This window comes from Streptomyces sp. NPDC049954, from assembly GCF_040656295.1.
Taxonomy (GTDB): domain Bacteria; phylum Actinomycetota; class Actinomycetes; order Streptomycetales; family Streptomycetaceae; genus Streptomyces.
In genome coordinates this window covers 342426-367969 of the sequence record NZ_JBFALS010000006.1, presented here as the reverse complement: position 1 = coordinate 367969, position 25544 = coordinate 342426, and the positions used below count along the sequence as shown (strand labels likewise).

General features: G+C 73.9%; 23 protein-coding genes. 14 read left to right on the top strand and 9 right to left on the bottom strand.

Annotated features, from left to right (window positions below; translation table 11 throughout):
• Positions 1-16: 16 nt before the first annotated feature.
• A complete protein-coding gene (gene treY / locus AB0J21_RS16065) occupies positions 17-2464 on the top strand; it encodes a malto-oligosyltrehalose synthase (RefSeq protein ID WP_363146729.1) in 2448 nt (815 codons plus the stop codon).
• Between the two features lie 212 nt (positions 2465-2676).
• The gene (locus tag AB0J21_RS16060) at positions 2677-3468 is read left to right on the top strand and encodes a polysaccharide lyase family 7 protein (protein WP_363146566.1); all 792 of its coding nucleotides are present in this window, start codon (positions 2677-2679) and stop codon (positions 3466-3468) included.
• A gap of 55 nt (positions 3469-3523) precedes the next feature.
• Here AB0J21_RS16060 and AB0J21_RS16055 read toward each other — a convergent pair whose 3' ends face one another.
• The gene (locus AB0J21_RS16055) at positions 3524-4249 is read right to left on the bottom strand and encodes an IclR family transcriptional regulator (protein WP_363146565.1); all 726 of its coding nucleotides are present in this window, start codon (positions 4247-4249) and stop codon (positions 3524-3526) included.
• A gap of 255 nt (positions 4250-4504) precedes the next feature.
• Between AB0J21_RS16055 and AB0J21_RS16050 the strand changes: the two genes are divergently transcribed.
• Genes AB0J21_RS16050 through fahA form a run of 3 tightly spaced genes read left to right on the top strand, consistent with a single transcriptional unit; the run spans position 4505 to position 7877 of the window.
• A complete protein-coding gene (locus AB0J21_RS16050) occupies positions 4505-5707 on the top strand; it encodes a cupin domain-containing protein (protein ID WP_363146564.1) in 1203 nt (400 codons plus the stop codon).
• Positions 5704-6672: a hypothetical protein gene (locus AB0J21_RS16045; protein ID WP_363146563.1), complete on the top strand. Its 969-nt coding sequence runs from the start codon at positions 5704-5706 to the stop codon at positions 6670-6672. The genes AB0J21_RS16050 and AB0J21_RS16045 overlap by 4 nt, the downstream gene beginning before the upstream one ends.
• A complete protein-coding gene (gene fahA / locus AB0J21_RS16040; protein WP_363146562.1) occupies positions 6669-7877 on the top strand; it encodes a fumarylacetoacetase in 1209 nt (402 codons plus the stop codon). Before AB0J21_RS16045 ends, fahA begins: the two co-directional genes overlap by 4 nt.
• Here the strand turns inward: fahA and AB0J21_RS16035 are convergent.
• Positions 7840-9039, bottom strand: a complete 1200-nt coding sequence (locus AB0J21_RS16035; protein WP_363146560.1) for a cytochrome P450 — start codon at positions 9037-9039, stop codon at positions 7840-7842. The two genes, fahA and AB0J21_RS16035, sit on opposite strands and share 38 nt — an antisense overlap.
• A 41-nt stretch (positions 9040-9080) precedes the next feature.
• The gene (locus AB0J21_RS16030; protein WP_363146559.1) at positions 9081-10370 is read right to left on the bottom strand and encodes an MFS transporter; all 1290 of its coding nucleotides are present in this window, start codon (positions 10368-10370) and stop codon (positions 9081-9083) included.
• A gap of 170 nt (positions 10371-10540) precedes the next feature.
• Here AB0J21_RS16030 and AB0J21_RS16025 point away from each other — a divergent pair, with 170 nt between their 5' ends.
• The gene (locus AB0J21_RS16025) at positions 10541-10954 is read left to right on the top strand and encodes a MerR family DNA-binding protein (protein WP_363146558.1); all 414 of its coding nucleotides are present in this window, start codon (positions 10541-10543) and stop codon (positions 10952-10954) included.
• 176 nt (positions 10955-11130) lie between these two features.
• Positions 11131-11712 carry a GNAT family N-acetyltransferase gene (locus AB0J21_RS16020; RefSeq protein WP_363146557.1) on the top strand — a complete coding sequence of 194 codons (582 nt, stop codon included), beginning with the start codon at positions 11131-11133 and terminating at the stop codon, positions 11710-11712.
• Between the two features lie 4 nt (positions 11713-11716).
• Here the strand turns inward: AB0J21_RS16020 and AB0J21_RS16015 are convergent, their stop codons facing one another.
• Positions 11717-12631, bottom strand: a complete 915-nt coding sequence (locus AB0J21_RS16015) for a LysR family transcriptional regulator (RefSeq protein WP_363146556.1) — start codon at positions 12629-12631, stop codon at positions 11717-11719.
• Between the two features lie 127 nt (positions 12632-12758).
• On the opposite strand from AB0J21_RS16015, the gene lpdA reads away from it, so the two are divergent.
• Positions 12759-14177, top strand: coding sequence for a dihydrolipoyl dehydrogenase (gene lpdA, locus AB0J21_RS16010; RefSeq protein ID WP_363146555.1), 1419 nt, complete (start codon positions 12759-12761; stop codon positions 14175-14177).
• A 63-nt stretch (positions 14178-14240) separates the two neighbouring features.
• On the opposite strand, the gene AB0J21_RS16005 is transcribed toward lpdA, so the two are convergent.
• Complete coding sequence (locus AB0J21_RS16005) at positions 14241-14801, bottom strand: DUF1707 and FHA domain-containing protein (protein WP_363146554.1); 561 nt, start codon at positions 14799-14801, stop codon at positions 14241-14243.
• Between the two features lie 414 nt (positions 14802-15215).
• On the opposite strand from AB0J21_RS16005, the gene treZ reads away from it, so the two are divergent.
• The 5 genes from treZ (at position 15216) to AB0J21_RS15980 (ending at position 20231) form a co-directional block, all read left to right on the top strand.
• On the top strand, positions 15216-16958 hold the full coding sequence (gene treZ / locus AB0J21_RS16000; RefSeq protein WP_363146553.1) for a malto-oligosyltrehalose trehalohydrolase: 1743 nt from the start codon (positions 15216-15218) through the stop codon (positions 16956-16958).
• Positions 16959-17064: 106 nt separating this feature from the next.
• A complete protein-coding gene (locus tag AB0J21_RS15995; RefSeq protein ID WP_363146552.1) occupies positions 17065-17382 on the top strand; it encodes a hypothetical protein in 318 nt (105 codons plus the stop codon).
• Positions 17379-18755: a hypothetical protein gene (locus tag AB0J21_RS15990; protein WP_363146551.1), complete on the top strand. Its 1377-nt coding sequence runs from the start codon at positions 17379-17381 to the stop codon at positions 18753-18755. The genes AB0J21_RS15995 and AB0J21_RS15990 overlap by 4 nt, the downstream gene beginning before the upstream one ends.
• Before the next feature lie 40 nt (positions 18756-18795).
• Entirely contained in the window at positions 18796-19491 is a 696-nt protein-coding gene (locus AB0J21_RS15985; RefSeq protein WP_363146550.1) for a hypothetical protein, read from the top strand.
• Positions 19488-20231 (top strand): hypothetical protein, encoded by a 744-nt coding sequence (locus AB0J21_RS15980; protein ID WP_363146549.1) that lies wholly within the window; start codon positions 19488-19490, stop codon positions 20229-20231. Before AB0J21_RS15985 ends, AB0J21_RS15980 begins: the two co-directional genes overlap by 4 nt.
• 33 nt (positions 20232-20264) lie before the next feature.
• Here AB0J21_RS15980 and AB0J21_RS15975 read toward each other — a convergent pair whose 3' ends face one another.
• Both AB0J21_RS15975 and AB0J21_RS15970 read right to left on the bottom strand, forming a co-directional pair.
• Entirely contained in the window at positions 20265-21227 is a 963-nt protein-coding gene (locus tag AB0J21_RS15975; RefSeq protein ID WP_363146548.1) for a glycosyl hydrolase family 18 protein, read from the bottom strand.
• Positions 21228-21351: 124 nt separating this feature from the next.
• Positions 21352-21810, bottom strand: a complete 459-nt coding sequence (locus AB0J21_RS15970) for a MarR family transcriptional regulator (protein ID WP_363146546.1) — start codon at positions 21808-21810, stop codon at positions 21352-21354.
• A 207-nt stretch (positions 21811-22017) separates the two neighbouring features.
• On the opposite strand from AB0J21_RS15970, the gene AB0J21_RS15965 reads away from it, so the two are divergent.
• The gene (locus AB0J21_RS15965; protein ID WP_363146545.1) at positions 22018-23499 is read left to right on the top strand and encodes a DHA2 family efflux MFS transporter permease subunit; all 1482 of its coding nucleotides are present in this window, start codon (positions 22018-22020) and stop codon (positions 23497-23499) included.
• Positions 23500-23531: 32 nt separating this feature from the next.
• On the opposite strand, the gene AB0J21_RS15960 is transcribed toward AB0J21_RS15965, so the two are convergent.
• A complete protein-coding gene (locus AB0J21_RS15960; RefSeq protein WP_363146544.1) occupies positions 23532-24656 on the bottom strand; it encodes a Xaa-Pro peptidase family protein in 1125 nt (374 codons plus the stop codon).
• 316 nt (positions 24657-24972) lie between these two features.
• Positions 24973-25479 (bottom strand): FBP domain-containing protein, encoded by a 507-nt coding sequence (locus AB0J21_RS15955; protein ID WP_363146542.1) that lies wholly within the window; start codon positions 25477-25479, stop codon positions 24973-24975.
• Positions 25480-25544 lie beyond the last annotated feature (65 nt).

The following is a 25544-nucleotide window of genomic DNA, read 5'->3' as shown; positions in this document are numbered from 1 at the left end:
GGGTACGCAGGTGTCCATGATGTCCGAGGCGGGTTCCGCCCCCGCCGCCCCCAACGCGGTGTTCGCGCCGCCCACCGCGACCTACCGTCTCCAGTTGCGCCCCGAGTTCCCCTTCGCGGCGGCCGAGTCCGTGGTGCCCCACGTGGCCTCGCTCGGCGCGTCCCACCTGCACCTGTCCCCGGTGCTGGAGTCGGTGCCCGGTTCGCAGCACGGGTACGACGTGAGCGACCACACCCGGGTACGGGAGGAACTGGGCGGCCTCGACGGGCTGCTGTCCCTGGCCCGCACCGCGCGGGAGCACGGGCTCGGGCTGATCGTGGACCTGGTGCCCAACCACATGGCGGCCGTACCGCGTCACAACCGGGCGCTGTGGCACGTGCTGAAGGAGGGGCCCTCCTCCCCGTACGCGCGCTGGTTCGACATCGACTGGGACGGGGCGGGCGGGCGGGTGCTGCTCCCGGTGCTCGGCGGACGGCTCGGGGAGGTGCTCGACCAGTTGCGCGTCGAGGACGGGCGGCTGCGCTACCACGAGCACTCCTTCCCGCTGCGCGAGGGCACCGAGGCGCTGCCGCTGGAGCAGCTCGTGGACGCCCAGTGGTACCGGCTGGGCTGGTGGCGGCTGGCCAGGACGGAGCTGAACTACCGGCGGTTCTTCACGATCTCCGAGCTGATCGGGGTGCGGGTGGAGGACCCGGAGGTGTTCGCCGCGACCCACGGGGTGGTCCTCGACCTGATGGCGCGCGGCGCGGTGCAGGGGCTGCGCATCGACCACCCGGACGGTCTCGCCGACCCGGGCGGCTACCTGCGCACCCTGGCCGAGCGGGCCGCCGGGGCGGTGCCCGCGGGGCACTGGACGGTGGTCGAGAAGATCCTCGCCGACGGGGAGGCCCTCCCGGAGGGCTGGCCGGTGTCGGGCACCACGGGGTACGACGCGCTGCGCCACATCGACGGGCTGTTCGCCGACCCGGCCGGGTACGGGGAGCTGCTGGGCCAGTACCGCCGGTACGCCGCCCCGCCCGCCGACCGGGGCGGGGACTGGCCCGCGACGGTGCGCCGGGCCGCGTACAAGGTGGTGACCCGGGAGCTGGCCGCCGAGGTCGAGGCGCTGGTGCGGATCGCCGGCCGGATCGCGGCCGGGGACCTGTCGGTGCGCGACCACGCGCCGTGGGCGCTGCGCACGGCGCTGCGCGAGCTGCTGGTGCGGGTGCCGGTCTACCGCCCCTACCCGGCGCGGGACGCGGGCGCCGCGCCGGAGGACGTGCTGTCGGCGCAGTCCGCTCAGGAGGCCTCGGCAGCCCTCCAGGTCGCGCAGGAGGCGGAGACCGTCGCCCTGGTCCGTGACCTGGCGCTGGGGCGGCGCGGCGAGGGGCCCGAACACGAGGCGTTCCGGGCGCGGTTCGCGCAGACCGCTTCGGCGCTGCGCGCCAAGTCCGTCGAGGACCTGGCCTTCTACCGGTACACGCCGCTGCTCTCCGCGACCGAGGTGGGCGGGGACCCGGGGGCACCGGCGCTCTCCCCGGACGTGTTCCACGCGTACTGCGGGCGGCTCCAGCGGGACTGGCCGCTGACCGGCACGGTGCTGTCGACGCACGACACGAAGCGCAGCGGCGACGTACGGGCCGCGACCGCGGTGCTCACCGAACGGCCCGGGCGCTGGGCGGACTTCCTCGCCTCGGTCACCGAGCGGACCTCGGCCGGTCCGGACCCGGCGCCCGATCCGCACTTCGCGTGGGCGGCCTGGCAGCTCGCGTTCGGCTTCGGCGTCCCGGACCCGGAGCGGCTGGGCGGGGCGCTGCTCAAGCACGTGCGGGAGGCGGGGCTGCGCACGAGCTGGACGGAGCAGGACGCGGCGTACGAGGAGGCGGTGACCCGGTTCGTGGCGGCCGGGCCCTGCGGGGCGGCGGCCGGGGAGGTCGCCGGGCTGCGCGCCGAACTCGCGCCGTACGTACGGGCGAACGTGCTCGGGGCGGCACTGCTGCACCTGACGATGCCGGGCGTCCCGGACGTCTACCAGGGCACGGAGGCCGAGGTGCGCGCCCTCGTCGACCCGGACAACCGGCGCGAGGTGCCGGACCTGAGCGGTGTCCTGCGCGAGGTCGACAGGAGCGGCGCGCCCAGGGACCTGTCGCAGGAGAAGCTGGCGCTGACGGCGGCCGCCCTGCGGCTGCGCGCGGCCCGCCCCGACTGCTTCGGCGAGGAGGCGAGCTACGAGCCGCTGCCCGCGACGGGCCCGGCCGCCACGCACTGCGTGGCCTTCGTCCGCTCGGCCCACGCCCTGACGGCGGTCACCCGCCTGTCGGCCCGCCTCGCCGACGCGGGCGGCTGGCAGGACACCGAACTCCCCCTGCCGCCCGGGCACTGGCGGGACGCGCTGTGGGGCGAGAAGCGCGCCTTCAGCGGCTCGGTGCGGCTCGCGGAGCTGTTCGCGGGGCGGCCGGTGGGGCTGCTGGTGCGGGAGGGGTGAGGCCGGGTGGAGGGGCGGTGGCCGCCTGACACGGACCCGTCGCCGACCCACCACCGCCCGTCGGCGCCATTGACGAGTGCACGCCACATCCCTATGGTCTGAATGGTCTGGTCCATTGGTGTCCGCAGCGGCGTTCCCGCACGTGGGAGACCGCAGAGCACGCCCGGTCCGGCCGCCGCCTCCCCCCACACCCGGCCTCACGGAGGTCCCCCATGCGCAGACGCACCTTCATCACGACGGCCACGACGGCCGCCGTCGTGGCCCTCACCGCCCCGGCCCTGGGCACCGCCTCCGCCTCCGCCGTCCGCCCCTTCGCCGACCCCTCGAAGGCCCCCGGCGGGAACTTCGACCTGTCGGTGTGGCAGCTCCAGGAGCCGGTGGGCTCCCCAGGAGCGCCGCAGACCATCCCGTCCTCAAGGCTCCAGGGGGCGAACGGCTACCAGGACGACTTCTTCTACACGGACGCCCGGGACGGGGCGATGACCTTCTGGGCGCCGGAGAAGGGGGTGACGACCCCGAACTCGAACTACGCCCGGTCGGAGCTGCGGGAGACGAACCGCGACGGGAGCGCCGCCGACTGGTCCCTCAAGGGCAGCCACCGGCTCGCGGCGACCCTGCGCGTGGTGTCGGTGACGAAGAACGTGTGCGTCGGCCAGATCCACCTCGGCTCGGGCGGCTCCTCCACGAAGCCGCTGGTCGAGCTGTACTACCGGGCGGGCGGCGACATCGTGGTGGGTACGGAGAACTCCCCGGACGGCGGGCAGACCACGCACACCGTGGGGCAGGTGCCGGTCGGCAAGACGTGGACGTACGCCATCGCCGTGTCGGGCGGGAACACGCTCGACATCACGGTGAACGGAAGCACCACCCACTACGCCATCCCGTCCTCGTTCACCCCCTACAAGCAGTACTTCAAGGCGGGTTCGTACAACCAGTCCTCGTCCGACAGCACGACGAAGGGCGCGCGCGTGGCCTTCTACGGGCTCACCGTCTCGCACGCCTGACCCGGCCAGAACGGCCCCGGCGCCCGACGCGCGGCACCGGGGCCGTCCGCCGCGCTCACACTTCCCGTCCCTCCCCCAGCAGGTCCGCGACGCGCCCGGCCGCGACCACGACGAGGGGGATCGCGCGGTCCGCGACGTCCTGGCGGTGGGTGATGACGTTGACGGCGGCGCGCTGCTCGCCGGGCGGGAGCCGGAGGGGCGCGGCGATGCCGATCGTGCCGGGGACGATCTCCTCGTGGGTCGTGACGTGCCCGCGTGCGCGCACCTCGGCGACGCGGGCCGGTTCACCCGGCAGGGGCGGTCCGGCCGACAGCAGCGCGAGGCCCGCCGCGCCCCTCTCCAGCGGGTCGCGGTTGCCGACCCCGTACGAGAAGCGGGGGCCGGGCCCGGGCGGTTCGACCACGGCGACCGCGAGCGCGTGCTCCCCGTCGGCGACCACGAGGCAGGCGGTCGCACCGAGGTCGGCGGCCAGTTCGCGCAGCACCGGCTGCGCGACGTCGAGCAACGGGGGCCTGGCCTCCTGCGCGAGGGTGAAGAAGGCGAGGCCCACGCGGTAGCGGCCGCCCGGGACCCGTGCGGCGAAGTGGGTGCGGGTGAGCGTGGTGAGCAGCCGGTAGGCGATCGAGCGGTGCACGCCGAGCCGGGCGGCGACCTGGGCGGCCGTCAGCCCCTCGCGGGACTCGGCCAGCATCCGCAGCACCCCGAGGCCGCGCTCCAGGGTCTGGGAACCGTCGCTCCTGCGCGTCGCGGCGCCCTCGGACGCCTGGGCTGCTTCAGTCACTTCGGACGCCTGGGACGCCTCGGCTACCTCAGTCACCTCGGACGCCTGCGCGCCGCGTGTGCCGGAACGCGGCATGGCCGTCTCCCTGTCCTCCTGCGGACCGCGCCGCGTCCTCTTGACTTTCGACGCCGGGCGTCGCCAGAGTGTTGCAACTTTCATAACAGGCTGTCTCGTTATATGCAACATGTCATGAGGAGCAGCTGAGCCGCCCCGCCCGCACCGCTCCACCCGGCCATCAGAAAGGCGTACTGCTCCATGGCTCACTACCGCAGTCTCGGCAGCGTCCCGCCCAAGCGCCACACGCAGCACCGTGCCCCGGACGGTTCCCTGTACTACGAGGAGCTGATGGGCGAGGAGGGCTTCTCCTCCGACTCCTCACTGCTGTACCACCGTTCGATCCCCTCGGCGATCACCGACTCGACGGTGTGGGAGCTGCCGGACACCGCGACCGTCCCCAACCACCCGCTGCTGCCCCGCCACCTGAAGCTGCACGACCTGTTCCCCGACGAGGGGTGGCGCACGGCGGACGTCGTGACGGGCCGCCGGCTCCTGCTCGGCAACGGCGACGTGCGGATCTCGTACGCGGTCGCCGGCTCGCCCTCCCCGCTGTACCGCAACGGGCTCGGCGACGAGTGCGCGTACGTCGAGTCCGGGCAGGCCGTCGTGGAGACCGTGTTCGGGGCGCTGCCCGTCCGGGCGGGCGACTACGTGGTCCTGCCGCGGGCGACGACGCACCGCTGGGTGCCGCGCGGCGAGGAGCCCTTGCGCGTGTACTGCGTCGAGGGCAACAGCCACATCGCCCCGCCCCGCCGCTACCTGTCCCGCTACGGGCAGTTGCTCGAAAACTCCCCGTACTGCGAGCGGGACCTGCACGGCCCGGCCGAGATGCTGAGCGCCTCGGGCACCGACGTGGAGGTGCTGGTCAAACACCGGGGGGCGGGCGGGCAGATCGTCGGCACCCGGTTCCTCCAGGCCGAGCACCCCTTCGACGTGGTCGGCTGGGACGGCTGCCTGTACCCGTACACCTTCAACATCGCGGACTTCGAGCCGGTCACCGGCCGGGTGCACCAGCCGCCGCCGGTCCACCAGGTGTTCGAGGGCGAGAACTTCGTCATCTGCAACTTCGTTCCGCGCAAGGTGGATTACCACCCGCTGTCCATCCCCGTCCCCTACTACCACTCGAACGTGGACAGCGACGAGGTGATGTTCTACTGCGGCGGCAACTACGAGGCGCGCAGGGGCTCGGGCATCGGCCAGGGCTCGGTCTCGCTGCACCCGGGCGGGCACAGCCACGGCCCGCAGCCCGGGGCGTACGAGCGGTCCGTGGGCGTCGACTTCTTCGACGAACTCGCCGTCATGGTCGACACGTTCCGCCCGCTGGAGCTCGGCGAGGGAGCCCGGGCCTGCGACGACGGGGCGTACGCGTGGACCTGGGCCGGGCAAAGGCCGCGCTCATGACACCGGACGGCGCCCCGGCCGAGCAGGTCCGGCTCCTCGTAAGGGAGTTGGTGGACGACGCGGGACTGTTCCCGCCGACCGCGCTGCCGATGGCCGAGGCCGTGGAGCGACACCGGGCGGACGCGGCGGCGGACCGCCCGATGCTCACGCACCGCTTCCTGTGCCCGGCGAGCCGGGTGGCGGAACTGCTCGGACTGCTGGAGCCCGGGGACCGCTTCGCGCTCGGGCTGATCGCCGACCGGGGCGCCGAGCGGCTCGCGCGGGACGCTTCCGCCCTCGCCGCCGATCCCCGCGTCCGCCTCGCGCACCTCGAACTGCCGCTCGCGGCCTTCACGTCGGAGCGGGATGCCGGTGACACGGAGGCGGCGCTCGACCGGGCGCTCACCGCGCTGTCCGGGGTCCCGTCCGGCGTCCCCGCGTACGTGGAGCCTGCGGTGCGCGCGGCGTCTCGGCACCTGCTCACGGCGCTCACCGCGCGCTCCGCGTCCGGGGCACGGCCGCTCGGCGCGAAACTGCGCTGCGGGGGTGTGCGCGCCGGGCTGTTCCCCACGCCGGGCGAGGTCGCGGACTTCGTCCTGGACTGCGTGGCCTCGGGCGTGCCGTTCAAGGCGACGGCCGGTCTGCACGAGGCGGTGCGGCACACCGACCCGGCGACCGGGTTCACCCACCACGGCTTCCTCAACCTGCTGCTCGCGACCGCCGAGGCGGTGTCCGGCGGCGGGCGCGAGGACGTCCTGGCGGTTCTGCGGGAGCAGGACGCCGCGGCGCTCGCCTCGCGCGCGTACCGGCTGGACGCGCGGGAGGTCCGGGCCGCGCGCGCGTCCCTCGTCTCGTACGGCTCGTGCAGCACCGCACTACCCGTACGGCAGGCCGGGGCCGTACTCCGGCTCGGCCCGGCACCACTCGATCCGCCCGGCGCCGGGGGCACACCCCCCGGCGCCGGGCTCAAGGAGGAAACCGTATGACCACGCGCACCTGGGTCGCCGTACCCGAGGGCTCCCCGTTCCCCGTGCAGAACCTGCCGTACGGGGTGTTCACGCCCTCGGGCGGGACGGCGAGGGTGGGGGTCGCGATCGGCGCGCAGGTCCTCGATCTCGCGGCGGCCCTCGGCGACGACACCTTCGCGCAGGGCTCGCTCAACGCGTTCCTCGGCCAGGGCCGGGAGCGCTGGCGTTCGGTGCGGGCGGCGGTCACCGCGCTGCTCACCGACGAGCGGCACCGCGAGAGCGTCGGCCGGGCGCTGTACCCGCTCGCCGAGGTCGTGCTCGGTATGCCCTTCGAGGTGGCGGACTACGTGGACTTCTACTCCTCGGAGCACCACGCGGTGAACGTCGGGCAGTTGTTCCGCCCCGGCTCCGACCCGCTGACCCCGCAGTGGAAGCACCTGCCGATCGGCTACCACGGGCGGGCCGGCACGGTCGTCCCCTCGGGCACGCCCGTCGTACGGCCCAACGGGCAGCGCAGGCCGGCCGGGACGGACGAACTGCCGGGCTTCGGGCCCTCTGTGCGGCTCGACATCGAGGCGGAGGTCGGTTTCGTCGTGGGCGCCGGTTCGGCCCTCGGCACCCCCGTACGCCCGGACGACTTCGAGGACCACGTCTTCGGGGTGTGCCTGGTCAACGACTGGTCGGCGCGCGACATCCAGGCGTGGGAGTACGTGCCGCTCGGCCCGTTCCTCGCCAAGTCCTTCGCGACCTCGGTGTCCCCGTGGATCGTCCCGCTCCAGGCGCTTCAGGAGGCGCGGGTGCCGGCCCCCGAGCGCACCCACGAACTGCGCCCGTATCTGCGGGAGTCACGGGACTGGGGCCTGGACCTGCGGCTGGAGGTCCGGCTCAACGGGCAGGTCGTCTCGCGTCCGCCCTTCGCCTCGATGTACTGGACGGCGGCCCAGCAGATGGCGCACATGACGGTCAACGGGGCCTCGTTGCGCACCGGGGACTTCTACGCCTCGGGCACGGTCAGCGGTCCGGAGCCGCACGAGCGGGGCTCGCTCATGGAGCTGACGTGGGGCGGCGAGAGCCCGCTGAAGCTCCCGGACGGCACGGTCCGCACCTTCCTCCAGGACGGCGACGAGGTCACCATCACGGCGACGGCGCCCGGCGCGGAGGGCAGCGTGATCGGCTTCGGCGAGGTCACGGGGCGGATCGTCCCGGCGGTGCCGGTGGACTGACCGGCCGCCCGCCGGGGGCGTCCGCGCGGGTGCCGTGCGGGCGCACGAGGAGGCGGCGCGGTGCCCGGTGGGCGAGGCCGACGGGCCGGGGCCGGAAGCCGGGCGCGACGCCCAGCGCGGGGAGGTGCGCCAGCAGGGGCGGCAGCCCGTGCCGGGCCTGGAGCAGACCGAGGCCGTGGGCGTCCGTGCCGGACACGGGCCGGGCGCGGGCGGGTTCCGCGTCGGGGCGGAACAGGTCGAAGCGGTCCGGGTCGGCGAAGCGGCGCGGATCGCGGCCGGCCGCGCCCAGCAGGCACAGCACGGTCGCTCCGGCCGGTATCTCGCCGCCGGGCAGCCGTACCGGGAGCGCGCCGGTCACGGTCAGCGGAAGGAGCGGGCTCGGCGGGTCGCGGCGCTGCGACTCGGCCCACGCGGCGGGCAGCAGCGCCGGGTCCTCGCGTACGGCGAGGAGCTGCGCGGGGTGGTCGAGGAGCGCCGCGAGCAGCGAGGCGAGACCGCGCGCGGTGTCCGCGCCGGCCGCGCGCAGCAGGGCCCCGAGCAGCACCGCCGGCTCACGGCCGGCGAGGGGGCCCGCGCCGGTGAGCCGGGACAGCGGGGCCTGGCCGGGGTGCCGCGCGGTCCTGCGCAGGTGCGGGCCGAGGTACTCGGCGAGCCCGTCGTGCCCGCGCGTCCCGCCGCGGCACCAGCGCTGGAGGCGGGCGGTCTCGGCGGGCGGCAGGCCGAGCGCGGTCACGAGGGTCACGGCGGGCAGCCAGTCGCAGAACTCGGTGACGAGATCGGCCTCGGCGCGCTGGTCGAGCCGCCGCACGAGGACGTAGGCGGCGCGCGCGACGGCCTCGCCGAGACCGGAGAGGTCCCCGGCGCAGTGCAGAGCGCCGGCCGCCGCGCCGTGGCCCCGCGCCACGAGCCGGGGTTCGGCGAGCGCCGCGCTCACGTCCGCGTGCCGCCCGGCCAGCCAGACGCCCCGGCCGGGCAGCGGTACGGGGCCGGGCGCGGTGCGCAGCAGCCGGTAGTACGGCAGCGGGTCACGGGCCAGGGCGAGCGCGAGCGGAACGGAGCGCGGGACGCGGGACGACGGCGTGGCACGGTCGTGGCGGCCGGCTTCGCGCGGGCCCGCGCGTCCGCGTCCTCGGGGCGGGCACTCCTCGGGAAGGCACAGCATCGCGGCCTCCCTCCTCGCCCACGTTCCGGGGTCCCAGCCGATCACCGGGCCCGCCGGCCCGCGCGGCGGCCGCGGCCGGACGGGTGAGGGCGGCGGGCACGGCGAGCGCCGAGGACGGAGCGCGGCAGGACCGCCACGGTGGCCGCCGCGGCGAGGGCGACCATGGCGGCGCCGGTGGCACCCAGGGTCGCGCGGGCGCCGAGCACGCCGCTCAGCGGCCCGCCCAGGGCGGAGCCGAGCGGGGCGGCGGTGAGCAGGACGGCGCCGCGCAGGGCGAGGACGGAGGTCAGCAGAGCGGCCGGGGTCAGTTCCTGGAAGAGGGTGTACGACAGCGCGCTGTACGGGCCGTAGACGGCCCCGGCGACGGCGAAGCCGGTGAGCGGGACGAGGGCCGGGGCGGGCGGCCAGAAGGTGAGGAGCGCCAGTCCGTGACCCGCGACGATGCCGAGGACGACGCCGCGCACCGGCAGGGTCCGCAGGACGCCCACCGTGAGCGTGCCGAGGACGGCGCCACAGCCGAACAGAGACCAGTACAGACCGAGCAGACCGCCACCCGCTCCGGCCACGTCGTGCACGTACAGCGGGAGGGCGACCTCCACCGGCCCGTACAGGAAGTTGAAGCCCCAGGTCAGAAGCAGCAGGCCGAGCAGGACGGGTTGCGCGCGCAGGACACCGCGCACGGAACCGGGGGCGGGGCCGGCTCCGGCTGCCCCCCGGACGCCGGGGGCGTCCACCGTTCCCACCCGCAGGGCGAGCAGGGCGAAGGTGAGCGCGTCGAGGCCGAGAACCACGGCAGGGTCGGTGAAGGCCGTGAGCAACCCGGCGAGAGCCGGGCCCGCGATGGTCGACATCCAGGTGCTCGTACTGAGCAGGGCGTTGGCGGCGGCGCGCCGTGCCTCGGGGACGAGCGAGCCGAGCAGCGCGTACCTGGCGCCGCCGCCCCACGCGTGCAGGACCGAGGAACCGGCGAGCAGCCCGACGTACACGGCGGGGTGCAGGAGCCCGCACAGCAGGGCGATCGGGACGGCGGCGAGGAAACAGGCGCGGGTCAGGGCGTCGGCGCGCAGCAGCGCGGCCGGGGGCAGACGACGCAGCCGACGCCCGAACAGCAGCGCGCCGAGCACCCCTGGCAGCGCGTACGCGGCGACGGCGAGCCCGACGAGCGGCCCGGCCCGTCCCTCCGGCGCGAGCCCCACGGCGAGCCATGCGACGGCGACCGCGCTCATGCCGTCGCCCAGGTCGGAGGCGACGAGCGCGGGCAGCAGACGCCGTACCGGTCGGAGGGTGAGCAGGGCACGGTAGGGCGCGGGCAGCAGCCGCAGGGGGGTCATGCCGCGTCAGCCTCGGGGTTCAAGCGCGCGTGAAGTCAAGCGCTGACACCAAGCGCGTGAAGCCGAGCGCGTGAAGACAAACGCCCGTGCCAGGTGCCGGCTCGCGGTACGGCGGCGGATAATGACGTGATGAGGAAGAGGACGAGTGCGGCGGGAGGCGGGGGAGGGCCATGCGGTATCTGGCGATCGGCGAACTCGCCCGGCGGGTCGGCCTGCGGGCCTCCGCGCTGCGCTACTACGAGTCGCTGGGGCTGCTGCCGGGCGCGCGGCGTGAGGGCGGCCGCCGGATGTGGCCGGCGACGGCGGAACGACGCGTCGCGCTGATCCGGATGGCCCGGCGGGCGGGTTTCACCCTCGCCGAGATCCGGGGCCTGCTCGACCCGGACACGACGACGGGCGCGAGCCGCCAGTGGCGCGCTCTGGCCACCCGCAAACTGCCCGAACTCGACACGGCCATCGAGGAGTTGCGCCTTCTTCGGGCAGCGGTGGCGGACTGCCTGGAGTGCGGCTGCATGAACTTCGCGAGCTGCGGCCTGCTCTCCGGAGCGTCGGACGGCGACCACCAGGGACCGGGCCGAGGCTGAGCCGCGGGCGGACTGGGACCAGCCACACGGCCGGGGCCGAGCCGCACGTGGGCGAGGGCCTCGTCACGGCCTCGGCCCCGCATCCCGCGCCCACCCGTCAGGGTCCGCCGAGGGACTGCGGCGCCCCTTGCCGGCGTCCCGGCACGGAAGGCCATGAAAAACGGGGGGCCCCTTACATGTTCACCGAGACCACGTTGCGCACCGCCCGGCTGATACTGCGCCCGTTCGACGCGTCCGACATCGAGGAGACGCGGGCGAGTTGCGCGGACCCGCTCATCCAGCGGTGGCTGCCGCTCCCGCAGCCCTGCACCCGTGAGGACGCGGCCGCGTGGTGCACGAAGATCGCGCACTCCCTCCGGGAGTCGGGCGACGGGATCCACTTCGCCGTCACCGAGGCGGGGACCGGCCGGCCGGCGGGCACCACCGGGCTGAAGCGGACGGACTGGGCGGCGCGCGTGAGCGAGGTCGGGTACTGGGTGTCCGCGTGGGCCCGGGGCCGGGGCACCGCGACCGAGGCGACGCGTGAGGTGGGGCGCCGGCTCCTGACGGAGCAGGGCTTCGAGCGCCTGGAAGTGCGGGCCGCCACGCAGAACGCGGCGTCCCGGAAGGTCGCCCTCAAGGCCGGCACGCGTCACGAGGGGGTCCTGCGCAACGCGGGCTTCGTCCACGCGGGACGGATCGACCTCGACCTCTTCTCGCTGGTGCCCGGGGACCTCGCCGCCACGGACGACGGGCGCGAGGAGCGGCCCGCCACGTGAGCGCTCAGGCGGGGGCCGCGCTCACCGCGCGCCCCGCCCCCTCCCGCCACTCCCGTACGACGAGATCCACGAAACCGGCGGCGGCGCCCTCCGGCGGCCGGCGGGAGAGGGCGCAGACGGGGCGGGACCACGGCGGGTCGAGGGTCACCAGTGCGCAGTCCTCGCCGACGCTCTCGCGGGCCACGTGGGCGGGGACGACGCTCAGGCCCAGGCCGGCAGCGGCCATCCGGACCGCTGTGGACGTGTGTTCCGTGCGCACGGCTGTCCGCGGGGTGAACCCGGCCAGCGCGCAGGCGTGGTCGAGGAACGGCTGTCCGTGGACGACCGGTTCCAGCGCGCACCGGACCCAGTCGCGGTCGGCGAGTTCGGCCAGCCGGACGCCTTCCGTCCGGCCGGCCAGCGCGTCGTCGAACGGGACGACCAGGACGATCTCCTCGGTCCCGACCTCCCGCACCGTGCCGGTCCAGTCGCGCGGCGGCGGGCCGAAGGCGAGGTCGGCGGCGCCCCGTTGGACTTGTTCCTCCAGCGCCTCCGTCGTGGCGAACTCGTGCAGGTGCAGCACCGTGCCGGGGTGCAGCCGCCGCCACTGGGCGAACAGGCGCGGCATGACGCCGAGAGCGAGGGCGTGGAGCGCCGCGATGTGCAGTTCGCCGCCCTCCACCGCGGCGGCGCGGGCGGCGCGCCGCGCCTGGGCCGCGCTGCGCACGGCGCGGGCGGCGTGCGGCAGGTAGGCGCGGCCCATCGGGGTCAGCCGGACGCCGCGCGGCAGCCGCTCCAGCAGCGGGCCGCCCACCGCGTGTTCGAGGGCCTTGATCTGGTGGGAGAGCGCCGACTGCGTGACGTACAGGGCCTCGGCGGCCCGCGTGAACGAGTCCTCCTCGATTACCGTCAGGAAGTACTCCATCTGCCGCAGACTCATCCCGCTCCCCGCCTCCCGCGCTCGTTCCGGCCGCACCCCGCGACCGCGACGCCATGAAGATTCTGCATGGCTGCGCCGACTTTATTGCCTTGGACCGCGCACCGTTGTCCGGCGAAGACTTGCGGGCATGAACTCCTCTCATGCTCCTCTGGTCGCGGATGTCGTGGTGATCGGCGGCGGTACCGGCGGCTACAGCACCGCCCTGCGCGCGGCGGCCCTCGGACTGGACGTGACGCTCGTGGAACGGGACAAGGTCGGCGGGACGTGCCTGCACCGGGGGTGCGTGCCGAGCAAGGCGATGCTGCACGCGGCGGAACTGGCCGACGGCATCGCCGAGGGACGTGACCGCTGGGGGCTGCGCTCGGTGGTCGAGTCGATCGACTGGCCGGCGTTGGTCGCGACGCGGGACGACATCGTGCACCGCAATCACCGGGGCGTCGCATCGCACCTCGCGCAGGCCGGGGTCCGCGTGGTGCGGGACACGGCGGCGCTCGGCGGTCCGCGCACGGTGCGTACGGCGGGTTCGGGCACGTGGACGGCGCGGCGCGGCATCGTCCTGGCCACCGGTTCGCGCCCGCGTGCCCTGCCGGGGCCGGCCCCGGACGGCAGCCGGGTCGTGACGAGCGACGACGCGCTGTTCGCGCCGGGCCTGCCGGAGTCGGTCCTGGTGCTGGGCGGCGGGGCGATCGGCGTCGAGTACGCCTCGCTGCACCGGTCGTTCGGCGCGCACGTCACGCTCGTGAAGGCGGCCGAGCGGATCGTTCCGCTGGAGGACGCCGAGGTGAGCAGGCATCTGCGGCGCGGTCTGCGGGGGCGCGGCATCGACGTACGGGAGGGCACCCGGCTCCTGGACGCGGAGGTCACGCCCGACGGGGTGCGGGCACGGATCGTATCCCCGCGCGGGGATACGACGACGCTGAGCGCGGCGCGGCTCCTGGTCGCGGTGGGCCGTGAGCCGGTCACCGAGGGGCTGGGCCTCGCGGCGGCCGGGCTGGGCACCGACGCCCGCGGCTTCGTGGCGCCGGCGGACTGGTCGCGGCTGGAGACCTCGGCGCCCGGGGTGCACGTGGTCGGTGATCTGCTGCCGCCGCCCTCGCTCGGTCTCGCGCACGCCTCGTTCGCGGAGGGGATGCTCGTCGCGGAGGTCCTGGCAGGCGGCGCGCCGCGCCCCGTGGACTATGCCACGGTGCCCCGGGTGACGTACGCGAGCCCGCAGACGGCAGCGGTCGGGCTGAGCGAGGAGCAGGCGCGCGCGGAGGGCTACGACGTGGTCGTGGGCCGGATGCCGCTCACGGCGGTGGCCAAGGGCATGGTGCACGGCAGGGGCGGCTTGGTGAAGGTCGTGGCGGAGCGCGCGGGCCGCGTGCTCGGGGTGCATCTCGTGGGCCCGCACGTCTCGGAGATAATCGCGGAGAGCCAGCTGATCGTGGGCTGGGACGCGGAGGCGGGCGATGTCGCGCAGCACGTGCACCCGCATCCGACGCTCTCCGAGGCGGTCGGCGAAAGCTTCCTCACGCTGGCGGGCAGAGGGCTGCACCAGAGGTGAACGGTCCGCCGTCCCGGGCCGCCCGCGGGAGACGGGCGGGCCCGTCCCGCCCGGCCCCGCCCGTCAGGCCGCCGCCAGCCGGTACGTCATCCGTCCGAAGGACACGTGGTCGCCGTCCCTGACGACGGCCGCGCCCACGACGCGACGGCCGTTGACCGTCGTTCCGTTGGTCGAGCCGAGGTCGCGCAGGACCCAGACGCCGGCCTGGTGGGCGAGTTCGGCGTGTACGCGGGACACCGTGTCGTGGCTCAGGCGAAGCCCGTTGGCCGGGTCGCGGCCGATGCGCAGGGGGACGCCCAGCAGCGGGGAGGGCAGCAGCAGCTTCGGCAGGCGCTCCGCCCACCACGCGCGGCGCAGCCCCTCGGCGAATCCGGAGACCGCGCCGACCGCGCCGAAGACGGCACGGGAGACGCGGCCGGGGCTGTCGAGGTCGGCGGTGAGCGCGGCCAGTTCCTCCGCGTGCCGGGCGGCCAGCGCCAGGTCGAGGCGGCGCAGGAAGGTCTCCTGCGAGAGCCGGCCCTCGGCCGCGCCCTGCTGGAGCGCCGCGAGGGCCCGGTCGCGGTCCGCGTCCGTCACCCGGGGGCGCGGCAGCGGCAGGGCGGGGAACTCGTAGGACGACGTCACACCGCCGATTGTCGGCCAGGCCACGGCGTCCGCGCAAAGGAAACGGGCCGCGACGGGAGGGCTGTTGCGTGCTTGTGGCGAAGGAGAGTGCGCCCGGGGCGCACGGCGACGGTCGGGCGGTCCGCCGTGGACGTCGTGAGCGTGAGACCGGCCGCTCTCCTGATCGGAGCCCCGCCCCGGATTGGAACGCCGCCCCGGAGGACATCAGTACGGTGACCGGCAGCGCCCTCGGCCGGGACGGCCGGACGTCGCTCGCGCCTGCCCGCTCGACCGCCGGGTCCGCGTGTGGAGCGCGTCGCGACACGCACGGCCCGGCCGGGCTCGGTGAATCACCGGCACGAAGCGTGTCGCTGACGCACCATGGACGGGCGCTGTCACCGTCAGCAGCCGGCCAGGAACCGAGGGGAAGCGTCCGTGCAGTTCGCAGTGTGGGCACCAGACGCGGAGCAGGTCACGCTCCGGGTGGAGGACGAGTCGCGGCCGATGACCCGCGATCCGGAGCGGCCGGGCTGGTGGGCGGCGCGGGCGGAGGCCCGGGACGGCACGCGCTACGGCTTCGCGGTGGACGGCGGTCCCGTCCTGCCCGATCCGCGCTCGCGGCGTCAGCCGGACGGGCCGGACGGGCTGAGCGCCGTCGTCGACCACGACCGCCACGCGTGGTCGGACGACTGGGCGGGGCGCGGGCTGCCGGGCGCCGTCCTCTACGAGCTGCACGTGGGCACGTACACCCCGGAAGGCACCCTCGACGCGGCGGCGGCCCGCCTCGGTCACCTCGCCGACCTCGGCGTCACCCACGTCGAGCTGATGCCGGTGTGCCCGTTCCCGGGGCGCTGGGGCTGGGGGTACGAGGGGGTGTCGCTGTGGGCCGTGCACGAACCGTACGGCGGTCCCGAGGCGTTGAAGCGGTTCGTGGACGCGGCGCACGCGCGGGGCCTCGGCGTGGTCCTCGACGTCGTCCACAACCACTTCGGCCCCTCGGGGAACCACCTCCCGGCCTTCGGACCGTACCTGACGGACACGCATCACACGCCGTGGGGCGCGGCCGTCAACCTGGACGCCCCGGGCTCCGACGAGGTGCGCGCCTACCTGCTGGGCAGTGCGCTGGCCTGGCTGCGGGACTACCGGATCGACGGGCTGCGGCTCGACGCGGTGCACGCGCTGTGCGACGAGCGGGCGCTGACCTTCCTGGAGGAGCTCTCGGCGGCCGTCGACTCGCTCGCGGCGCAGACCGGCCGCCCCCTGTTCCTCGTCGCCGAGTCGGACCTCAACGACCCGCGTGTGGTGACCCCGCGACCCGAGCACGGCCTCGGCGTGGACGCGCAGTGGAACGACGACTTCCACCACGCGCTCCACACGGTGCTCACCGGTGAGGCGCAGGGCTACTACGCGGACTTCGCGCGCGCCCCGCTGGCCGCGCTCGCGAAGACGCTCACCGGGGGCTACTTCCACGACGGTACGTACTCCTCGTTCCGGGGCCGCCACCACGGGCGCCCGGTGGACCGTACGCACACCTCGGCACACCGTTTCCTCGGCTACGCGCAGACCCACGACCAGGTGGGCAACCGCGCGCAGGGGGACCGTCTCCCGGCGACGCTGCCGCCGGGCCTGCTGGCCTGCGCGGCGGCGATCGTGCTGACCGCCCCGTTCACGCCGATGCTGTTCATGGGCGAGGAGTGGGGCGCCGGGACGCCGTGGCAGTTCTTCACCGACCACACCGATCCCGAACTGGCCGAGGCCGTACGGCAGGGCCGCAGGCGGGAGTTCGCGGCGCACGGCTGGGCCGCCGAGGACATCCCGGACCCGCAGGACCACGCGACGCGGGACCGCTCCTGCCTGGACTGGTCGGAGCCGGACCGCGCCCCGCACGCCCGGCTCCTCGACTGGTACCGGACCCTGATCGCGCTGCGCCAGTCCCGCCCCGACCTCCTCGCGCCCGACCTGGCGGCGGTCAAGGTCGTGTTCGACGAGGAACGGCGCCTGCTGTCGGTACGGCGCGGGGACGTACGCCTCGCGGTCAACCTCGGCGGGGCGCCCGCCGAGATCCCGGTCGGTCCCGGCCCCCTGCGCGTACTGGCCGCGTGGGACGAGGCCGGCCAGCCGGACGGGGGAGGAACGGTGACCGTACCGGCCGCCTCGTGCGTGCTCCTCGCGGAATGACACCCGCGGCCGGCCCCTCTCGTTCCCGCACCTCTCCCGTCGCCTCGATCGTTAGGCTCAGGTCCGCGCCGGATACCGACCGATCCACGGCGCGGGAGGGGAAGAGGTGGCCGACCGGCTCGCAGTGGACGGTGACGAACTCGACCACTTCATGAAGATGCTCAGCAAATCAGCCGATGCGATGAAGGGCATCCGGAAGGCGTTGGGCGGTGCCACGGTGACCGGGCTCGGCACGGACGATCTCGACGGTGCCTGCGAGGACTTCCAGGGCGACTGGAAGTACGGGGCCGAGCAGATCGGCAAGCAGACCGAGGACCTCGCGAAGATCATCGGCCAGAGCCGGGACAGCTACCGCGAGGTCGACCGCGCCCTGGAGGAGAACATCAAGGGCGGCAAGGGCGCGTCCGGTAAGGCTCGTTCATGACGTACACACCGGGGCTGGAGGGACCGGGCGCCGGGGGCGGGACGGGGACCGGCAAGCCGCCGTCCAACTCCGTACTGGCCGACCTGGACAAACCCCAGGGCCTCCAGTCCAGCCCGCACATCCCGAACCCGGACTACCCGCACCTCGGCTTCCACCCCGTCCCCGGCGACACGGAGACGGTCGCCGCACTGCGCCGGAAGGTCACCGGAGCGGCCAGGACACTGTCCGAGACCCATGACCTCGTCAGCAGGCTCATGGACGGCGGCTACTGGAAGGGCGACGCGGCGGTCGCCTTCCGCGAGCAGATCGACGGCGGCCCGCTCCCGCTCAACCTGAAGAACGCCGCCCGTTCCCTGAGCAAGGCGGCGAAGCAACTCGGCTTGTGGGAGACGGAACTGGAGGAGTTCCGGCGTCGCGCGAAGAAGCTGGACGGCGAGGCGGAGGACGCCCGCGCCGCCCTGGCCGAGGCGAAGGGCCGCGCGGACACCGCCCGCGAGGACCCCGACCTGGACAGGAAGGGCACCCGCCACGACTCGGCGAAGAAGGACCTGAAGCGGGCGGAATCCTCCGCCGACGACGTCCAGGACGTCCTGGACGGCATCCTGCGCCGGGCCAAGGACCTCGCCACCGAACACGAGGAGAAGGCCCGCCTACGCGCCCGCGGGATCAGCGAGGCCACCCACAAACTGGCCCCGCACGAGCCGGGCTGGCTGGAGGACCTCGGCTCCTGGATCAGCGAGAACCTGCCGGACATCCTGAGCTTCGTGGCGGGTGTCGTAGGCCTCGTAGCGTTGTTCGTGGTGACCGGGGGAACGGCGGCGGCGGTGCTGCTGCTGGCCGCGGCGGCGATGAGCGCGGGGGCGCTGGCGCTGCGCCTGAGCGATCCCGCCGTGCTGGCCTCTCTGAAGGACGGCTTCGCGAACGGGGAGTTCGACTCGGACTTCTGGGGCAACGCGGTCAGCGTCGGCGGGGACGTACTGGGCTTCTTGCCCGGGGCCGGTGCTGCGGGGAAGGGAATCACCGGAGCCGCGAACGTTCTGCGACGCGGCGAGGAGGTTCTTTCGCTGGGCCAAAGACTCAGCCTCTTCGGCAGTCAGACCATGAACGAGGCACGCTCGATCTCAGGTCTCGGGAATCCTCTGCTGGAGCGGTTCGTGCGTGGCGCACGGAATCCAGCCGCCCTCGGCGAGGCGCTGGAGACTGTGTCGGGCGGTCTGGGCGTGGTGACGGCCGGTTACGGACTCGTCTCCAGCGCTGTGGACGCCGTCGACAACGACACGGCGAAGGACGTGACGACCGGCGTCGACGGCTCGCGCGGTGTCATGGACGCAGGCGCGCTCCTCGACCTGGTCCGTCATCTTGCCGGTACCTGACCCACAGGACTTGACCCGCCCAACCAGAAAGCCCAACATCGTGAACCCAACCGAAGCCGCAACAGCCTGGGAGCACCGGCCAACCCGCCGCGCGTGGTGGCGCCATCTGGCGATCACCCTCGCAGGAGTGGTCGGCTGGGCCGTCGCGCTACCCGGCTCGCTCGCCGTGTACGTCATCCTGTTGCCCACATGGATGGCCCTCATCATCGCGCTCACCATGGGGTACTGCGGATATCGGCTGCTGGTGCAAGGCGTCTGCGTGCGGGACGTCCTGCGGATCGCCCAAGTCCTGCGCACCTGTCCCTGGCACATCCTGTACGACGTACCGCGTGACGGCAACGAACGTCCGGATCAGGGCGGTTCCTCCATGGGATGGTTCGAATTCCCCGACCCCACCGGGGGCAGCGACCTCGTCCCCGTCGTCTTCTCCAGCCACTACCGCACCCAGTGGTGGCTGAGGCGACTGGTACCCAAGCCCACACCGGAGCAACGGGCCGACATCACTCCCCTTTGGTTCTCCGGCAATCCCTGGCTCGCTGGCGTGATTGCCGGACCAGGCCGCAAGGACACCCCCCGCCGACTCCACCTAGTGCGCCACCTCCCCAAAAACGAACAGGACAAAAAGGCAGTCGTCCCGCCCTGGTTCCCCCTGGTCAGAGCGCTCGAACAGGCCGAGTCCGCACGCCGCGCGCAGGCCCCGGGTCACGCCCCGCCCACCCCGGCGCGGCCCGAATGACCGGCGACGTCAACACGGGCCGGGACGAGCCCCGTTACCTCATCGACGACTCGGCGTACGCGCCGCACACCGGCATCTGGTTCGCGCAACCCGCCGGGTTCCGGCCCCTTCCGTTCGCAGCCCTGCTGGCTCCCGAAGGCTCGGTGGAGGCCGTACGGCTGCGCGCGGGGATCGCGCCCCTGGTGGAGAGGTTGCCGCAGGACGCCCGGCGCCGGTTCGAGGGGGAGTTGGCGCAGTCGCGGGAGTACGTCAAGGCGCTCACCGAGGTCGGGACCGTGCACTGTTCCCTGGGTCTGCACCAGGACGACGAGGGCGACGACGGTACGGCCGGTTCCGGATCGACGCTGCTCTCCCTCTTCACCGTCGCCTGGCGTGAGACGGCCTGGGCGCCGGGGCGCGTGACCGCCGCGCGTGCCGTGACGGGCGGTGGCCATGAGGCGATCGAGCTGAGTGAACTCGCTTGCGGTCCCGTCTCGTTCAGTGAAACGGTGCGACACGCCCCGCCGGGTCTCGGGCTGCCTCGGGAGCAGTCACTGCTCCAGTTCCACGCGCATCTTCCGCACCCCGACCGTACGCGGCTCGCGCTGCTCACCCTGGCCACGACCGCCGTCCGCCACCGCGCCCACTACCGCGCGATGCTGCGCGACATCGCCGCGCACGTCAGCTTCGAGAACCCCCTGCCGAACCCCGAGCGGGACCGGAACGAGGACGGGGACCGGGGCGGCTTCGCGGGGCGATGAGCGTGCGGCCGCGCCCACCGCCCCGGCGCTTGCTCAGCCCAGGGCGCCGGACATGTGCGCGGCCCACTCCCACGGCGCCGCGGCGCCGCCCGGTTCGGAGTTGAAGTACTCCCAGCCGGCCACTCCCCCGAAGTCCTGGTACTTGGCGGAGAGCGCGGAGACCGTGGACTCCAGAGTGTCGACCGGGACGTAGCCGCTGCCGCAGTTGGCGGGGTTGGTCAGCGTTCCGGCGACCACCTTGGAGGCCGGGACCTTTCCGTGGCCGATGATCCCGTCGTATCCACTCGTGTCGTTCAGCGAGCCCCAGCCGCAGTAGAACTGGGCGTTGAACCAGCTGATGGAGTCACCGCGGTCCTCGTAGAGCCGGTCGTAGCCGAACCCGGAGAGGTTCCCGCCGCCGTTGAGCGCGGTGGCCACCGGGGCGAGGGTGATGGTGAACCCGGAGCCGAAGTCGGCCCGCAACTGGTCGATGAGCCGCTCGACGCCGCCCAGCGACATGGACTCCTCGATGTCGAGGTCGACACCGTCGAGACCGTGGTCCGTGATGACCTGCTTCAGCCTCGGGTAGTAGGTGTCGAAGTCGGTGTCGAGCCGCTGGAAGCTTCCGGCCGCGGCGCCGCCGACCATGCCGAGGACGCGCACGCCACTGTCCTGGACGGCCGCGAGATCGCCCCACATCCCGTCGAACTTCGCGTCGCCCGGCGGAGTGTCGTTGAGGGTGACCCCGCCGTCGTCGTTGAGGTGGATCGCGCCGACGATCACGTCGGTGACCCCCGTGCCGCGATCGGTGAGTTCGCGCGGGGAGACGTACGTGTCACCCGCGAACTGCGTCTGGTAGTAGACGACGACACGGTGGTCGCCGGGCGCGGCGGCGACGCCCGGTGAGGAACCCGGGGCCGCACCGGCGGCCGGAGCGGTGGCGCCGAGCACCACGAGAACGGACAACGTTGTCAGCAGGCGGCGGCGACGGACGGTGCGAGCGGGACGAATACGCATGGCTGCGTTGCTCCTTGGCGTGCGGACCGGTGGGGCGGTCCCCGTGGGGGCTTGCCATGAAAGCGCGCGGCTCACGGGTCCGCAAGAGGCCGCGCTCGGGTGCCGCCCGGAGGCCGGGACGGGCTCAGGGCCGTGCGCGCGTGGCGGCGCCGGGCGACAGGTGGCGGGCCAGGACGTCCAGCGCTCGCCTGACCTCGTCGAGGGCCTCGGGCGCGTGTTCGCCGAGGGCCGAGGCCAGCGCCTCGTCCACGGTGCCGGACCGGACTTCGGCGACCCGGGCGGAGAGCTGCGGCGCCTGACGGACCAGAAGGCGCCTGCGGTCGGCCGGGTCGGCGGCCGTGACCACGGCGCCGGCCTGCCTGAGGCGGGCGACGGCCGTGGAGACCTGACTCTGCGGCAGGCCGGTCCGCGCCGCGATCTCCCCCACCGCGCTGTCGGGATGACCGGCCACGTCACTCGCGACGATCAGGACCGACCGCGTACTGCCACCGTGCCGCGCCGCACCGCCCTCCGGCTCCGGCATCGCGGCCTCACCGATCTTCGTCAGGGTCCGCCCGAGGAGAAACAGCTCGACTCCGTTCATGGCCCGCAGATTACATCGTGATCAATACATCGCAGGGGATGCATCCAGGGCCGGTGAGATCACTGCCCACTGCCCCTCAGCGCAATCACAGCCCCCACCCAATCCATCCCTCTAGATGCATTCACCTTGATGCATCGAAATAGATGGGTTACCTTTCTCGCCAGACGCCCGGGGTGGCCGGGACGGGGAGAAGAGGCGGACGAACGTATGCGCGCTCGGCGAGTGAATCCGTGGGCGGTCCTGGTGACGCTCTCGCTCGGGTTCTTCATGACCCTGCTGGACCTGACGATCGTGAACATCGCGATCCCCGACCTGATGGCGGGCCTCGGTGCCTCGCTCGGCCAGACCCTGTGGGTGGTGAGCGCCTACGCGCTGACGCTCTCGGCCCTGATCGTCACGGCCGGCAGGCTGGGCGACCTGTGGGGGCCGCGCAACCTGTTCGCGGCCGGGCTGGCGGTCTTCACCCTCGGGAGCCTGGCGTGCGGGCTCGCCCCGACCGCGGCGGCGCTCATCGGGGCGCGGATCGTGCAGGGCCTGGGGGCGGCGCTGCTCACCCCGCAGACGACGACGCTGATCGTCGCCGTCTTCCCCGCCGAGCGGCGCGGTACGGCGATGGGCGTGTGGGGGTCGGTGGCCGGTCTCGCCACGCTGTGCGGGCCGACGCTCGGCGGCTTCCTGGTGTCGGCGGCGGGCTGGCGCTGGGTCTTCCTGGTCAATCTGCCGGTGGGCGCCGCGGCGCTCGTTCTGACCTTCCTGGTGGTGCCCGACCTCCGGCCGGGTCGTGCCCGCCGCCTCGACCTCCCCGGGGTGCTGCTGGTGACGGCCGCTCTGTTCTGCCTCGCCTTCGGCCTGCAGGAGGGCGGCGGCCACCACTGGAACGCGGGCATCCTGACGCTGCTGGGCGCGGGAGCGGTGCTGGCGGTCGCCTTCGTACTGCACCAGCGCCGTCGGCAGGACCGGGAACCGCTCGTCCCCTTCGCCCTCTTCCGGGAGCGCAACTTCACCGCGATGACGGCGCTCGTGGGCCTCTTCTCCGTGGCGATGCTGGGCCTGGTGCTGCCGTTCAATCTGTACCTCCAGTCGGTGGCACACCTCGGCGCCGCGCAGGCCGGGCTGGTTCTCGCGCCGTCCTCCCTCGTCTCGTTGGCGCTCGGCCCGTTCGCGGGGCGGCTGGCGGACCGTGTCGGAGGCACCTACGTGCTGCTCACCGGACTGCTCTGCTACGCCTCGGGGGTCGTCACCCTGGCGCTGCTCGCGCGTCCCGGCAGCACCTGGCCCGACTTCCTGCCCGGGACCCTCCTCACCGGTGTCGGTGTCGGCTGCGTCCTCGCGCCCATGTCCGCCGAGGCGATGCGGTACGTGCCGCGCCATCTGGCCGGGGCCGCCTCGGGCGTCAACGGCACGGTGCGCCAGATCGGTTCAGTGGTCGGGGCGGCCGCCGTGAGCGCGCTGCTCCAGAGCGGGCTCGCCTCCGGACTCGCGCACGGCGAGAGCTACGCGGACGCCTTCACCGCCACGTTGCACACGACGGCCCGCCTGTCGGTCGCCGTACTGACTGTCGGCGCCCTGGCCTGCCTGCTGCTGCGCCCGCACCGGAGGCCGGACCGCGTCCGGACGGCGACGAAGGCGGCGGAGCGGGCGGCCGCGGCCGATGGGGCGGCCTCCGTGCCGCCCGCGACCGGCCGCTGACCTCGTGCCCCTCCTCCTCGCCCCGGGACCCCCTACTCCACGATCGCCAGTTCGCGGGAGGTCCGGTTCAGGCGTCGGCCGCCATCCTGCGTCACGGTCACGATGTCCTCGATCCGGACGCCGAAGCGGCCGGGGAGGTAGACGCCGGGCTCGACGGAGAAGCACATGCCGGGGACCAGTTCCCGGCTCTCCCCCTCGATCATGTACGGCGGTTCGTGCGTCGTGACGCCGATTCCGTGCCCGGTGCGGTGGATGAAGTACTCGCCGTACCCGGCCGTCTCGATGACCTGGCGGGCGGCGCGGTCGATGTCCTGGCAGGCCGCACCGGGACGGACCGCCGCGCAACCGGCGCGCTGCGCGGCGAGGACCACGGCGTGCACGTCCCGTACCTCCTGCGAGGGCTCGCCGACGTGGACGGTACGGGTGGTGTCGGAACCGTAGCCGTGCTTGAGGCCACCGAAGTCGAGGACTACGGTGTCGCCCTCCTGGATGGTCCGCTCCCCCGCCTCGTGGTGCGGGTTCGCCCCGTTGGGGCCCGAGCCGACGACGGTGAAGTCGACCTGCGAGTGGCCGTGCCCGATGAGGAGCGCGGCGAGATCGCGGGCCACCTCGGTCTCCTTGCGCCCGGCGAACCGTACGCCCTTGATCTCCTCGTACGTCGCGTCGGCCGCCGCGCCCGCCGCCGCGAGCCGGTCCAGTTCGGCCTCGTCCTTCACGGCGCGCAGCATCGGCAGCGCCTCGCTCAGCGCGACGTACCGCGTCCCGGGAAGCGTCCTCTGCAGGCCCAGCAGGTGCAGCGCCCACGCGTTGTCGCTGACCCCGAAGCGTCCGCCCTGGGCGAGCAGTGGTGCGGCCAGCCCGTACGGGTCGACCCCGTCGCGCCACGCCTCGAAGGTGAGGACCGCCGCGCCGGGCGCCTTCTCCGCGTCGGGCGCCTCCAGGGCGGGAACGATCAGGACGGGCTTGCGGCCGGCCGCGAGCACCAGGAGGGTGGCCCGTTCCGTGGCCGCCGGCGGACGGTAGCCGGTGAGCCAGTCCATGTCGGGCCCGGGCGCGACGACCAGCCCGCCCAGACCCGCGTCCCGCGCGTCCTCAGCCGCCCGGTCCATGCGGGACCGGTAGTCGTCCGAGGTGAAGGGGGTGGGTGTCGCCGCCATGGTCGATTGCCTCCGCAGTGCGTACGTGTGATCCGTGCTTGTGCGTTGCGTGCTTGTGCGTTGCGTGCTCTTCAGGTGTGCGTGCGTTCCGGCTGTGGGGGCGTTTCCTTCGCGTGTGCGGTGCGCGTGTCCCGTGCCTCGCGACGCGTGCGTGGCGTCCGGGCCGGGCGCCCCCGCCATCCTGCCGCGCGAGGGGACGCGGCGCGAGAGGAATCCCGCTTGCGGACGGGCTGCCGCGACCCCGTCAGGCGTGCGCACGGGCCAAGTCACGGGTGCACGCGGGCCATGTCACGTATGCACGCGAGAGCACGCGGGGTCAGCGCAGGACCTTGCCGACGAACGCGTCGAGGCGCGCGAGCGTGCGGGCGATCTGCTCGTCGAGCGTCAGCGACTCCTGCGGACGGCCGCCGACGGCCTTCGAGACCTTGATGCGGCGCACGTACAGCGGGCAGTCGAGACCGGCGCACATGTACGCCCCCACGGAGTCCCCTTTACGCCCGTCCGCCCCGGCCTTGCGGGCAGCCATCAGGGCCACACCGCTGCCGGGGTGGGTGGTCAGGCAGACCGAGCACATGCCCCGGTGCGCCGTGCCGCGCCGCGCGGTCGTGGCCCGCAGCGCGACACCCACGGGGCCGGCCCCCTCGGACCCGCCGGGCACGACGAGGTACCCGCGATCGGGGGCGGCCGGATCGCGCCAGCCGAGAAAGTCCAGGTCGCCCCAGCGCAGCTCCCCCAGATCCCGGGGCACGTGCAGCCGCTTCGCCTCGCCCTTGGTGCAGTTCACGAAGGACGCACGGATGCCGGTTTCGGTCAGGGGTTCCATACCGTCGAAGGTAACTTCCCCTAAGCAGCCAAGGCAAATGCCTTCACTGTTTAGGTTTCGGAAGG